Origin of the sequence: Exiguobacterium sp. s36 (genome assembly GCF_018618345.1) — a bacterium.
Taxonomy (GTDB): Bacteria; Bacillota; Bacilli; order Exiguobacteriales; family Exiguobacteriaceae; genus Exiguobacterium; species Exiguobacterium chiriqhucha.
The window spans coordinates 114,073-127,476 of the sequence record NZ_JACSLW010000005.1 but is presented as its reverse complement, the minus strand read 5'-3'; the positions used below and the strand labels follow the sequence as shown (position 1 = coordinate 127,476).

The window sequence follows — 13,404 nt, the reverse complement described above, 5'->3', positions numbered from 1 at the left end:
ACCTCACACACTTAATTTCTTCGTCAACTGACGATGGCCAATCCAAACGACCCCAATAAACCAAATCACTAAAATAAGAGTGAAGACGGCCAGCGTCTCTTCCATGAACAGATAGTTCTCAATGATAAAGAACCCAATCATCGGCACAACTACGACAACCCCAATCATCAATAAGGCGAGGAACGGCGCCCACACCGTCCGTTGCCACAGGCTCCGTTCAATCAACACAAATGCGAAGATGAATAAGACGGCGATGGCAATTAATACTTGATGGACAAAGAAGTTGAACAGTGACGCCGGGAACATGACCGAGAACGCCCCATCGTAGCCGATAGCCTGTTCGAAGGAGCCACTCATCGGAATCATTTGCGAGTCCAACCAACTCGAAAACGCTATGTACTGGAGTTTGAGCGCAATCCACTGGACGGAGAACAAGCCAAGGATCATTAACATCATCGTCACTAGCTTCGCACCGAAGACGAGCATCCGTTGTTGCGGCATGAGCAATAGGCGCATCATGAACGTCCCACGGCCTTGGAAGTCACGGTACCAAATCCAAAAACTGAAGAATACCATCGCCGTGACAGCCACCCCAATCGACAAGATGAACGGTGTGCCACCAAGATAATTCCCGAACGTCAAAGTGTAATCCGGCGTTCCAGCACGACGCATTTCTTCATACATATTCGTTTCGCTCCATAGGAAGACGCCGAGCCAGGCGAACTGGGTGACGACGAGTAACGTGATTAAGATGAGATACGGTTTCGTCAACCGCTCGACTTCCCATCCGAGTAGTTTCAACAAATTCATGCGCCATACTCCTCTCTCATGACATCGACAATAGACTTCCCATGAATGAAGCGGACGTCCTCGACGTCGAACTCACGAACGATCCGGCCGCGGTTCAACATGACGGCCTTGTCGACCAAGTATTCGATATCTTCAATCTCGTGCGTCGTAATCAAGACGCCGCGGTCTTCCATAATGTCACTCGAGAACAACTCGACAATTTGTTCTTTCGAGAACACGTCGATGCCCGAGAACGGTTCGTCGAGCAATAGATAGTCCGGATCTTGGGCAATCCCGAGCGCCAAATTCACTTTGGCGAGCGTCCCTTTCGACAGCTCATTCAACTTGTCCTCTGGGAACAATTTAAACTCATCGACAAGACGGGCGAACAATTTGGGGTCGAACTTTGGATAAAAGTCTCGCATGAACGCCTCGCACTGCTCAATCGTGAAGTGAATCGGGAATGTCGAGTGGTCCGGTACGAACGCAACGCGATTCAAATCAATCGGTTTGCCGTCGACGAGCACCGTTCCCTTGTCGAACGGCGTCAGTCCCATGATGCCTTTTAAAATCGTCGATTTCCCAGTACCGTTCAATCCGATTAAACACGTGATTTCCCCTTTTTGGGCCGTAAACGACACGTCTTCGATGACTTGTTTTTTGCGGTAACGTTTCTTAACTCCCAGTACTTCGATCATCGAGATTCCCCTCTCCGTATTGTCGTTTGATTTTATCGACAAGCTCATCCATCGTGACGTCAAGTTCTTGAATCGATTCGACGAAGACAGCGACCGCCTCATCGACAAGTTCCGTGCGGATGCGTTTCAAGACATGTTCATCGGTCGTCACGCGGCTCGGACGGTTCCGTTCGGTCGTAATCAATTGTTGTTCCTCCATTTCCTTGAACGCCTTTTGGACGGTGTTCGGATTGATTTTCAGTTCGGTCGCGAGCTCGCGTCGCGACGGCATCTCTTCGCCCGCCTGCAGTTCGCCAAGCGCCATCTTCTTTTTGAAGTAATCGACGACTTGCATGTAAACCGGGGCTCTCGTGTTGAATTGTATGATCATGTTGTCACCTCTCTAAGTGTATGATGCGACTAATACACTATCTAACTGTATTATCACCATAGTACACTAACAGAGTCAACAGTTTTTTCCAAAACAAAAACGCATCCCCTTATAAATGGATGCGTCAACTAGATGGAACGATTTGATCGGCCTGGGCTTGCGGGTCCACCGTTTTGATGTAATGCTCTTCTCCCGGCCAATACCGGCGTTCGTACTTAGCAAGTCGCTCCGATAAGTCGCCGATATACGTATCACGATTCAAGACCCGTTCATACCGGACTTCCCGCGGACAGTCGAGATAGACGATGTAGTCAAAATAAGGACGCCACTCGTCCCGCAATAAGAAGATCCCTTCGATCAAGACAAGTGTGTTCGGAGCAATCTCAATTGTTCGCATGTTGACCGCGTCCTGGTCTCGCTCATAATACGGCAACGTCAGATTCGCCTGTTCTTCCCGAAGCGGTTTGAACAAGGTCTCCACGAGCAACTCGACGTCCCATTGGAGCGCATAATATTCCATCGCCTCTGACTGTCCCGTCGCGTAACGTCGGTGCCGCTCGACGATAAAGTCGTCAATATGTAACACCACTTCATTCGTTGCAATCCCGCGTAGTTGTTCGACCATCGTCGTCTTCCCTGCCCCGCTCAACCCGTCGATCGCGACGAGGAACGGCCGATCCGGCTCGCGTCTAACATATTCACGGTGAATATCTGCACGAAGTAGCTCCATCTTTCCATCTCCCCACATGAAAAAGTCAGCCCCGCTAGCGAGGCTGACTTCAGTTTACCAGAGCACCCAACCTTTCGCTCCCGGCGGCGCACTTTCAATCAAGTGCCAAATCGGAATCGTATAGGCGAAGGCAATTAAAACGAACGTGACCGTAATCCAAAGCTTCCAATTCTCGAAGAAACGCGGTGTCTCCATCGCCGCCTCTTCGGTCTCGGCGAGCGGGAACTCCTCTTCTCCTTTCGGGGCGAGGAATGACAAGTTGAACATTGAATAGACGAAGATGAGGACCGAGACCAACAGAATTGTCCCGCCAATCGCCATGGCGATGTGGTATGGAATCCATTCGCGCGTAAGCGCATCCGAGAAGTACGTTGCCGGACCGGTCCGACGCGGGTTACCTTGGAGTCCTGAGATGTGCATCGCGTAAGACATAATCGACATTCCGAACGCCCACGTTCCTGTTTGAATCAATCCGATTCGATTCATCGCTTTCGTGAGGGTCCGACCGCGCAATACCGGCACGAGCCAATATGCCGTTCCGAAGAACGTCAAGGCGACGGCCGTACCGACCGTGATATGGAAATGACCTGTGACCCAAAGTGTGTTGTGGACCATCGCGTTCAATTGGTGCGAGGCGTTGATGATACCGCCGGCTCCGGCCGGAATGAAGAACAACATGCCGACGAACGGAGCGAGGAAACGGACATCCCCATATGGCATCTTCTTGACCCAACCAAATAAACCGCGAGCTCCGAGTGCGCGGCCGCGCAGCTCGAACGTCGCAAACAGCGAGAACGCCGTCATAAACGACGGGATGACGACGAGGAACGTCAAGATGACTTGAACGAACTTCCAGAACGGTTCAATCCCTGGTTCCGTCAACTGGTGGTGGAAGCCGACCGGGAACGAGAATAACAGGAACAACAGGAATGCCATCCGGGCGAGCGCATCGGAGAAAATCTTTCCGCCGATGACTTTCGGCACGACCGTATACCAGACAATATAGGCCGGCATGAGCCAGAAATAGACGAGCGGATGACCGAAATACCAGAAGAGCGTCCGTGACAACTCGATTCCGACCGTGTCTTTCCAACCGAGCGAGAGCGGGAGCAGTTGGAATAAAATCGTCCCGGCGACACCGAGCGTGGCGATGACCCACAAGAGCATCGTCATGATACTCATATACGCCGGAAGCGGCGGATGAATACCTGGGTTCTCCCGTTTGTAGTCCGCATACATCCGGAACATGGCGAACGCCGATAACCACGTACCGACGACGAACAAAACGAGACCGATATAAAACACTGGGTCGGCCATGAGTGGTGCGTAGAACGTATACAGAACAGTCGCTTTATTGGCGAGCACCATGATCGTGACGAGCACGGCGCCGGCGATAATCATCCAAAACCCGAGCCAAGCGACCCGCGTTGGGAACGACTCAAAGCGTCCGAACGACTTAGCGAGCAGCGCGTAAAGCAGACCGATGATGAACATTGTCGTGAAAACGAGACCGAGCATGATGCCGTGCGCCGTCAACAGTTGATAATAGCCGAACACTTCCGGGATGACACCAGTCCGAATGAGCGTCTGCATGAGGCCGGCTAGTCCACCGATTAAGACGGCGAGGACCGAGATGACGACGTGGGCATAGGCGAGGCGTGCTTCTTTGACACCGATACTCGGTACTGGTACGCCGCGTTCCATTTCCCACTGCTTTAGTTTTGAGGATACGTCATTCATTTAGTCCACCACCTTAATTTTTGTCGACATCATGTGATGTCCGGTACCACAATATTCGTTACAAAGGATTAAAAATTCGCCCGCCTCGTCGAACGTATACGTGAGCGAGTTGATATGACCAGGTACGACCATCATATTGACCGGTGTGCCCGTCAACTGGAAACCGTGAACGACATCAGGTGAGGTGACGAGAAACGTGACTTTCGCTCCTTTTGGAATCTCGACGTTGCCCGGCGTGAACGTGAACGCTTGCGCGACCATGACAAGTTCATATTCGTTGTCGTCAATTTTATGAAGTCCCGGTTTGTCGAACGGTGCGGTTTGATGTACTTTCGCCGGATCGATCAAATCCGCGTCCGAAGCCGGTTGATTTCCTGCCGCAAAGGCAGAGATGCCAAGAACGGTTAAAAACACGCCTAATAAAATGATGCCGAATACAAGCCAATATTTCTCAAGTTTATGAATATGCATATGTTGCTCTCCTCCTGCTCGTTATCGCGTCATAAATAAGTAAAACACTGACGACCACATGGCAATGATGACGCCCGCGACAATCATGACCGATGTGAACGTGCCTTTTAAGTTCGGTTCTTGTCCATCGTTTTTCTCCACGTGAAGGACCCCTTTCCCTGTGATTTCCACTTTTATTGTATGAAATGGGATGAGGATTAATATGTGACATTTATCACTCCAAAAGTGACAATCACATCAAATTTGCGTAGTTTTCACACATAAAGTTCACATTTGGTATAAAGGCATACAAAAAAAGTGATTGTCCCGACACGAATCGAGTCAACCACCTGTTCGGTTTCACGCGCTTTGATAAGGCAAAATGCTGCACCTCTCTTGAAAGATTAAAGCCGACAGATGCCGGCGGGACAGCCTTCACAATAACAGAGCTCTTTCAAGAAATCGATGTCATGCAAAATCATCTCTGTTCCCGTCGTCGTCAACATGCCTTCCTTCCGCCACTGGTTCATCATCCGATTCACCGTCTCGCGAGGTGCACCAATCAGCTGACCGAGCTCCCCGTCTGACGGATGTTTTGGCACGACAATCCCTTCTGCTGACTCGACGCCGTCCATCGCCGCCATGCGTAATAATGTGGAGGCGAGGGCACCTGGTTTCCCGTATAGCAGCAAGTCACGGAGTTTCATCTCGGACTGCTTGCGCATCATCGACGTCCACCGCAATACTTCAGTGGCCAACTGCGCATCGCGCCGAACAAGTTCATCCATCTCTTGCTTCGAGATCCAACCGATGACACTGTCCGATGTCGTCTCGATGCTATACGAACTCGGAAACACCTCGTCGATATCGAACTCCCCGAAGAAGTCGTCCGCCCCATACATGAACATGATGAGTGCGCTCCCTTTTTTCGTCAGCTTCGTGAATTTGACGGAACCGCTCTTCAAATAAAAGAACTTGTTGCACTTCTCGCCTTCCCAACAAACGATACTCCCTTTCGAATGATCTTGAAACGTCATCATCTCGAGCAAGAGCTGTTTCGTCTCTTGCGAAAAGACAAAGCTGTTCGGTTTGGTCGTTCCGCATTTCATAGTCATGTTGTCTGCTCCCTCCACTAATCGTATATCTGATTAAGTCTCGTACGTCATGTGTATGGCTATATTATACAAGAGGTATGCAGCTCATTTTATAAAAGTATGTGACATTTCAAACAATCTTCTTATTCTTTGTCCACAAAAAAAGACTGCAGGCTCCCTGCAGTCTAGTCTGGTCAGCGGTAGACGAGTCGAATCAACTTCTCGGCTGCTTTAAAGTTTGGGTAACGAATCGGTAAATCGAACTTCGTTGTGTTTCGCAAAATCGATTTGGCGTGGCTGAACGTCTCAAAACTGTAACGTCCGTGATATGAGCCCATCCCGCTCTCGCCGACTCCACCGAACGGCAGGTTCGGGTTCGTCAAATGCATGAGTACGTCATTGACGCAACCCCCGCCGAACGTAAGGTGTTTCATCACGGTCTGCTCCACCGCTTTCGTCTCAGTGAACAAATAGAGCGCGAGCGGATGTGGACGCGATGACACAAACTCAATCACTTCGTCGAGTTGACGGTACGTAAGGACTGGTAGAATCGGTCCAAAAATCTCGTCTTTCATGACGTTCGCGTCTTCTTCGATGTCCGTCAACACGGTCGGGGCAATCTTCAATTGGTCCCGGTCCGTCTGGCCTCCGAAGAAAACGTCTCCTTCTGTCAAATATCCGGTCAAACGATTGAAGTGGGTCTCATTGACAATTCGTGTGAACCGTTTCGTCCCGACGCCGTTCCCGAACATCGTGAACGCTTCCCGTTTAATGGCCTCGAGGAACGCCTCTCGTTTAGATTCGTGGACGAGGACATAGTCCGGTGCGACGCATGTCTGCCCGGCGTTCATCCATTTGCCCCAGGCGATGCGCTTGGCCGCAATCTCGATATTAGCATCCTCATGGACGATGGCCGGTGATTTTCCACCGAGCTCGAGCGTGACCGGCGTCAAATGCTTCGCTGCCGCCTCCATGACGATTTTCCCGACTGGTGTCGACCCTGTGAAGAAGATATGGTCCCATTTCTGGGCAAGCAACTCGGTCGCAACGTCCTTATCCCCTTCGACGCTGACGACGTAGCGGTCGGTGAACGCCCGTTCGAGCACTTTCGTGATCATTTGGGCGACGTTCGGTGTCAATTCCGAAGGTTTCACGACAGCCGTGTTGCCTGCAGCAATCGCTCCGATGAGCGGCGCCATCGCCAATTGAAACGGATAGTTCCACGGAGCGATCACGAGTACCGTTCCGTAAGGTTCATACATGACCTCACTTTGCGTCCCCAGATGGATTGAGGCGCCACGGACACGTTTCGGGCGCATCCAACGCTTCAACTCACGTGTCGTCCGTGTGATTTCGTCATAGACGAAACCGATCTCCGTCGTGAACGCGTCGAGTTCTGATTTGTTCAAATCCTGGTCCAACGCTTGAAGAATCTCTGCTTCATGATGCTTGATTGACTCTTTTAAAAACGTCAACATGCTGAGACGGAATGCGAGCGACTTGGTCGCTTGCGTCCGAAAGAAGCGACGCTGTTTACGAATGAGCTCTTCAATGGTCAACTGTTCGATTGGTGCGAGCATAAATCTGCCTCCCTTGGATGATAACGCTAGCTTCATCTTATCATCTTCACTCGGTCAGCGACCATTTTGAACCTTCGATATGCGTCCGTCCTATCTGACAGGCACGTCCCGTTTCTTTGTTTGTTGCATGACGACAAATATCAAACCGGCGACCAGCAGGATGCCACCTGTCAGCGCGAATTTTTGTGTCAGCGTAATCGAGAGCCAGCCTAACAATGCCGAACCCGTCACTGTGCCGAGCGAGAAGAACGCATAAAAATAGCCGTACGACTTACCACGATTGGCCTGATTCGTCGCTTTAATCAACATCGTATTGATGGCTGGGAATAAGATGGCGAACCCGACGCCATACAAGGCGAGGACAGCGTACAAGAGGAGCGACGTCTCAGATCGGCCAATCAACAGTTGGCTCACACCGAGAATGCCGACACCGAGTGCCGCGAGCTTCGCTGGTTCGATTTGGTCGAACAAGCGATTCGTCGGCAACACAAACACGAGCACCGCCATGATACCGAACGTGCTGAGCAATGTCCCGCTCAGACGAGAGTCATACCCGAGCGCCTGCACGTAAAGGGGAAGCAAGTACGCGATTGCCCCTTGTGAGAACATTAAGAGGAAGGCGCCGATATACGCTTTCACTACGTCTCGTTCCAGGCGCGACGTCCCTTCATCTGTACGATGGGAAGGTTCAAGCGTTAACTTCGACGGGCGCAAAAAGACGAGTGCGAGGAGCGCGACGGCTACCCCGAACAGCGCGACGTATGTGAAGACGATCGGCACGGTCGTCTGGCTGGCCATGATGCCGCTGAACGCCGGACCGATGATGGCTGCCAAACCAACAAAACTGCCGGTCAATGCTACTTTTTTACCTTGTCGGTTCGCGGCGGTCAGATTGGCGGACAACGTGAACGCGGCTGGGACAATCAAACCCGCTACAAAGCCGTGCACGATCCGGACAATCAATAGCGTCGTCGCTGTGTCGACGAGATGATACGACAAGAGACTGAGGCTCGACAGCGCAAGACCAACGAGCAGGATGACGATCGGACCAATCCGGTCGGTCCAAATGCCGGATAAAATGTTGCCGAACGTATTCGACAACGAGTAGATGGCGATGACGAGCCCTGCGATGAACGGTGTCGCACCAACCGATGTCGCAAACGTGCTCATGACCGGAAGCTGGGCGAATAAATCAAAGAAGGCAAAAAAGACGATACTATAAATGACAAAAGCGGACGCTTTATTCATGATGACAACTCCTTGATCCAGCCCAATACGGGAACTGTTCGTTTCAGCTTCAGTCTAGCCTGCCAGTTTCACTTTGTATACAAGACAAGGCGCGCGGACACAAAAACGCCTTACAAACCAGTGGTCTGTAAGGCGTGTTCATTAGTTTGTGACTTCGACCGCTGTATCGAGTGCGACACGAATCATTTCGTCAAACGTCGATTGACGCTCTTCCGATGTCGTCTCTTCACCTGTCAACAAGTGGTCTGAGATTGTGAGGATCGTCAACGCGTTCACTTTGTGTTTCGCAGCGAGTGTGTAGAGACCTGCCGCTTCCATCTCGATGGCGAGGCAACCGAAATCGGCCCACTTCTTGAAATGGTGGAAATCATCCTGGTAGAACTGGTCGGCTGTGAAAATTTGACCGACTTTGACCGGAATACCAGCTTTTTCAGCGTTCATATACGCGCGATGTAGGAGGTCGAACGTCGCTGTCGGCGCATAGTCCATCCCGTTGAAACGAACCCGGTTTTGGGCCATCTCACTCGATGCACTCATCGCGATGACGACGTCACGTACTTTGACGTCTTCTTGAATTCCGCCGGCCGTACCGACACGAATCAAGTTTTTTACGCCGTATGACATAATCAATTCGTTCACGTAAATCGACATCGATGGAACACCCATCCCAGTCCCTTGAACGGAAATACGTTTTCCTTTATATGTTCCTGTGAAGCCATACATGCCGCGGACTTCGTTGTATAACTCAACATCCTCGAGGAACGTCTCCGCGATATATTTCGCACGCAACGGATCTCCTGGCAATAATACCGTTTCTGCGATTTGTCCTGCTTCTGCCCCAATGTGTACACTCATGATTAAATTCCTCCTTCAAGATAGTCGTTGGCACTGCTCCCGATATTCATTCGGGGTGATGCCAATCTGTTTTTTGAAGACTTTCCGGAAATACTTATCATCCGAAAAGCCGACCGCTTGGGCGACTTCATAAATACGTTGTCTACTCGTCTCAAGGAGACGTTTCGCCTCGAGCATCCGGATCGACAGCAAGTATTCGGATAAGTTGACGCCGTACTGCTGTTTGAAGCGACGCGATATGTATTCGCGGCTCAAGTAAAAGCGCTCGCTCATCCCTTGTAAGCTGAGTTCTTCCGCATAATGGCGTTCAATGAACGCGCCAATCTGTAGAATCGGATCGTCTTCGTCAGGAGTGACGTCGGCGAGGGCACGTGCGAGCGTCTCGTTCAAGACGTCCGGGTCAATCGGTTTCAGCAAGTAGTCGAAACTGCCGAGCTGAATCGCGCGCCGCATGTACGAATATTCGTCATAGCCCGTCAAGACAATCAGTTTGGCCGTCTCCGCCTCCGTATGGACCCACTCCATCAACTCGATGCCGTTACATCGAGGCATTTGCAGGTCCGATAAAATCAGCGCCGGCCGTTCTTTGACGATAATCCGTTTCGCTTCTTCCCCGTCTTGTGCCTCAATCACTTTCGTGACGCCGAGCCGTTCCCACTCCCCGAGCAGTTTCACCGCTTCCCGTACCGGCGACTCATCATCAACGATCAACACTTTCGTCATGACGCATCCGCCTCCGTTACGGCCGGGAAACGCATGACAATACGAAATCCGCCTGTCTCTGGTGTAGCCAACATAAACTGAGCCTCCCGATTATAGTTTAACATGAGTCGATCTCGAATGTTCTTTAAACCGGTACCTTCCGCCCCATTCAATGGCTCGGTCGATACTTCGATGCGCTCTTTCAATAACGTCAACTCCTCGTCCGAAATATCACGTCCGCTGTTCTCACAATGAATCACGAGATTTGGTCCCGATTGATGAATTCGGACCGAGAAACGATTGGCTGCTGTCGCACCGTCGCGCTCAAACCCATGCTTGAAAAAGTTCTCGGCGAGCGGCTGCAAAATCATCTTCGGCACAATTAAATCGAGGAGCGGCTCCGGCACATCGACCTCAATCTCAAATTGATCCGGGAACCGGACTTGTTGCAAGCGAATGTAGGACGTGAGGTGATCGACTTCTCGCTTGAGCGTCACGAGCGACTCATCGGGATGCATCGTATAGCGCATCATCGAGGAGAGCTGCGTGATGAGACGGTACACCGTCTTGCCGTCGCCTTTCAATGCGAGCGTCCCGATCGATTGCAAAGCGTTGAACAGGAAGTGTGGGTTCGTCTGAGCTTGGAGTGCCCTCAGCTCATTCGTCCGATTCTCGAGCGCCAACCGATATTCCCGTTGAATCAAATCATCGATTCGTTCGATCATTCGCTTGAACTGTCGTCCGAGCACACCGAACTCATCATTTCCGAGGGAATCGAATGAGACCGTCATATCCCCTTGTTCGATTCGCCAAATGTTCGAGGTGAGCGTCTTGATTGGCGTCGTCAAACGCATCGAGGCATAGGTCGCCCCAATCAATGCCAATACGAGTGACACCATCCCGACGACAAAGATGATGAACGACGTCCGTGACGCCGGTTCGGTCAACAGTCGATTCGGTATCGATTTCCCGACGTAGAACGTCTGGTTCTCAAATTCGAACGATTTGACGATGCGATGATGCTTCCCATCGCTCGACAGCGAGTTCGTCGACACGTTTTGCGGGATTTCACCATCACCGAGTTGTGCGAACACCTGATTACCGCCCCCTACGAACCAGAGGCTCTCGCTCGGATTGTTCTGTAGCGAGGCGAGTTGCCCGATGAAGATGTCCTCTGGAATATCAATCGACAAAATCGCGAGCGGCTGATCCGTCTCGATTTTATCGAGTCGGAAATGAAGCGTGACGACCTGCTCTTCCGAGACGAGCGGACCGAAATCATGATAGGGCACGAGCGGATGCGAGGCCTCGAGCAGGACGCGGCTCTCTTCATACTTTAATAACTGTTGCTGAATCTCACTCGGCTGCCGTTTCGAGCGCGGGGATACTTTCATTTTATAGGCGGCGAACGAATCCATATCTTCGAGCATGAGCAGTTGGATTTGGGCCACATCTTCACGGGATAGGTACATCCCGAGGAGCGCCCGTCGTACCTCGAGTTCAGTCTGTTCAAGCGACAGTCCCGGCCCGTACTCGAGAATATCGAGCACATCCCGATTCGCATACAGACTTGTCGGCAAGCGGCTCAAGTCTGAGACATATCGCTCCATTTGTAGGGTCCCACGTTCAAGCGACCATTCGGTGAGCTGAAGCCCCCGTTCCCGCTCCCGGTCTTTGACGTACCAAAAGGAAATGACCGTCGCCAAAATGACGGGAACGATAATCGTCAATGCAATCATTCCCGTCAGCTTCGTCCGAATGCTCATCCATGTATCGCCTCCTCGCTGTCATTATATCACGGCTTATGCAAGCGTTTGCAACACTTGAAAATAAAAAGGTCTATGACCTTTGTTCCGGTCATAAACCTCTTAATTTATTCGTATGATTGAATCAATTCGATAATGCCTCTCGGTTGCCCGGAGTCAGCTGCGAGTTCGGCCGGCGTCATGCCATCCTCGTTCTCGAGCGAGACGTCGGCTCCGCTCTCAAGCAACAATCCAACTGTATCGATGTCCACGCCTTCATTATAGAGTAAGTTATGAAGCGGCGTGTCGCCGTACAAGTCTTGCGTGTTGACGTCAGCCCCGTCTGCCAATAAGGCCTCAAACTCTTCGTACGTTGCGGCGTTGTAGGCAAGTTCTTGAATCGGCTCTTCTGCCATCGCATCAAGCGAGCCGAACCCTTCTGAGAAGCCAGTCAATCCGTCGCTCGTGAACAACCAGGCGACAATGGCCACGTTGACAATGACGCTCAATACAATCGTCCCGATAATCGACCCTTTGACATACCCTGCCGTCTTAAAGACCGGAACGTTCGTCTCACCGGCGTTCGTCGCGATGGCCGCAATTCGTTTCGGGAGTGGCGGATGTGTCGATAACAACTCGCTCAACTTGGCAATAAATCCGTTCTCACGGCTCGCTTCATATAAGTAGTCAAACTCGCTCACTTCTTTTGCCAATTTCCCACCAATCGCAAGAATCGTGAGAGCACGTTTCGATGCCGCCTGATCTTGAATATGATGGGCGGCCATACGATCACACGTAAACTCACAAGCACGCGAATAAGCCGACCCTAAAAACGGGATCCAGCCGCCGAGCATCATCGCCCATTGTTTTTGGACATGATTCCGGCGAATATGTGCCAACTCATGGGCAATGACAAATTCGACTTCTTTCGTATATCCGTCACGTGACAACTCGACGACATCCGAATACAGAATGACCATGTTCTTTTGGAAGAAACGAGTCGCGAAAGCGTTCAAGACGCCTCCGGCTTGAAGAATGTACACGTCTGGGAGTAAGCGAATTCCCATTTCCTGTCCGACACGCTGATACGTCCGATACAGGTCGGCGAATTGACGCTCTGTGACTTTAACGCCGTTCGTGCGAATATATCCGATTTGGAGCCAGTGTGTGAATAAAGACAGTGCTAAAATTGATCCGATCACCCATAAAAAGATGCCGAGCGAGGCAATCGTGAAGACGATTCCTAGCACCACCGTCAACATGCTGGCGGCGACGAGCAGTCCAAAATACAATGTTTCGTTCTTATGTACCAATTGCGATTGTTTCATGTAAAAATCCCCTTCATTTTCCATATGAAGTCCATTATACCGGATAAATGGATGTATTCAACAAAAAAATAGAAA

14 protein-coding genes are annotated in these 13,404 nt (G+C 51.1%); all 14 read right to left on the bottom strand.

Features of this window, described 5'->3' with window-relative positions; translation table 11 throughout:
- Positions 1–3 precede the first annotated feature (3 nt).
- The 14 genes from KNP95_RS11770 to KNP95_RS11705 all read right to left on the bottom strand — a co-directional run bounded on the left by KNP95_RS11770 (position 4) and on the right by KNP95_RS11705 (position 13,329).
- The gene (locus KNP95_RS11770; RefSeq protein WP_214837279.1) at positions 4–810 is read right to left on the bottom strand and encodes a hypothetical protein; all 807 of its coding nucleotides are present in this window, start codon (positions 808–810) and stop codon (positions 4–6) included.
- Positions 807–1,487 (bottom strand): ABC transporter ATP-binding protein, encoded by a 681-nt coding sequence (locus KNP95_RS11765; protein WP_214719862.1) that lies wholly within the window; start codon positions 1,485–1,487, stop codon positions 807–809. Before KNP95_RS11765 ends, KNP95_RS11770 begins: the two co-directional genes overlap by 4 nt.
- Positions 1,465–1,857 carry a GntR family transcriptional regulator gene (locus KNP95_RS11760; RefSeq protein ID WP_128123737.1) on the bottom strand — a complete coding sequence of 131 codons (393 nt, stop codon included), beginning with the start codon at positions 1,855–1,857 and terminating at the stop codon, positions 1,465–1,467. Before KNP95_RS11760 ends, KNP95_RS11765 begins: the two co-directional genes overlap by 23 nt.
- A gap of 124 nt (positions 1,858–1,981) precedes the next feature.
- Positions 1,982–2,587, bottom strand: coding sequence for a kinase (locus tag KNP95_RS11755; protein WP_214837276.1), 606 nt, complete (start codon positions 2,585–2,587; stop codon positions 1,982–1,984).
- 54 nt (positions 2,588–2,641) lie between these two features.
- Positions 2,642–4,327 (bottom strand): b(o/a)3-type cytochrome-c oxidase subunit 1, encoded by a 1,686-nt coding sequence (locus tag KNP95_RS11750; protein WP_251138547.1) that lies wholly within the window; start codon positions 4,325–4,327, stop codon positions 2,642–2,644.
- Positions 4,328–4,798: a cytochrome c oxidase subunit II gene (locus KNP95_RS11745; protein WP_021067816.1), complete on the bottom strand. Its 471-nt coding sequence runs from the start codon at positions 4,796–4,798 to the stop codon at positions 4,328–4,330.
- A 21-nt stretch (positions 4,799–4,819) separates the two neighbouring features.
- On the bottom strand, positions 4,820–4,939 hold the full coding sequence (locus tag KNP95_RS11740; protein WP_021067817.1) for a hypothetical protein: 120 nt from the start codon (positions 4,937–4,939) through the stop codon (positions 4,820–4,822).
- A 242-nt stretch (positions 4,940–5,181) separates the two neighbouring features.
- Positions 5,182–5,892: a Crp/Fnr family transcriptional regulator gene (locus KNP95_RS11735; protein WP_214719859.1), complete on the bottom strand. Its 711-nt coding sequence runs from the start codon at positions 5,890–5,892 to the stop codon at positions 5,182–5,184.
- A 173-nt stretch (positions 5,893–6,065) separates the two neighbouring features.
- The gene (locus KNP95_RS11730; RefSeq protein ID WP_214837273.1) at positions 6,066–7,451 is read right to left on the bottom strand and encodes an aldehyde dehydrogenase; all 1,386 of its coding nucleotides are present in this window, start codon (positions 7,449–7,451) and stop codon (positions 6,066–6,068) included.
- A gap of 90 nt (positions 7,452–7,541) precedes the next feature.
- Positions 7,542–8,699: an MFS transporter gene (locus KNP95_RS11725; protein WP_214837270.1), complete on the bottom strand. Its 1,158-nt coding sequence runs from the start codon at positions 8,697–8,699 to the stop codon at positions 7,542–7,544.
- Between the two features lie 141 nt (positions 8,700–8,840).
- On the bottom strand, positions 8,841–9,554 hold the full coding sequence (deoD, locus tag KNP95_RS11720; protein ID WP_029596056.1) for a purine-nucleoside phosphorylase: 714 nt from the start codon (positions 9,552–9,554) through the stop codon (positions 8,841–8,843).
- Between the two features lie 15 nt (positions 9,555–9,569).
- On the bottom strand, positions 9,570–10,277 hold the full coding sequence (locus KNP95_RS11715) for a response regulator transcription factor (protein WP_214833220.1): 708 nt from the start codon (positions 10,275–10,277) through the stop codon (positions 9,570–9,572).
- Complete coding sequence (locus KNP95_RS11710; RefSeq protein ID WP_214837267.1) at positions 10,274–12,022, bottom strand: sensor histidine kinase; 1,749 nt, start codon at positions 12,020–12,022, stop codon at positions 10,274–10,276. Before KNP95_RS11710 ends, KNP95_RS11715 begins: the two co-directional genes overlap by 4 nt.
- A 107-nt stretch (positions 12,023–12,129) precedes the next feature.
- Positions 12,130–13,329, bottom strand: a complete 1,200-nt coding sequence (locus tag KNP95_RS11705; protein ID WP_214837265.1) for a M48 family metallopeptidase — start codon at positions 13,327–13,329, stop codon at positions 12,130–12,132.
- Positions 13,330–13,404 lie beyond the last annotated feature (75 nt).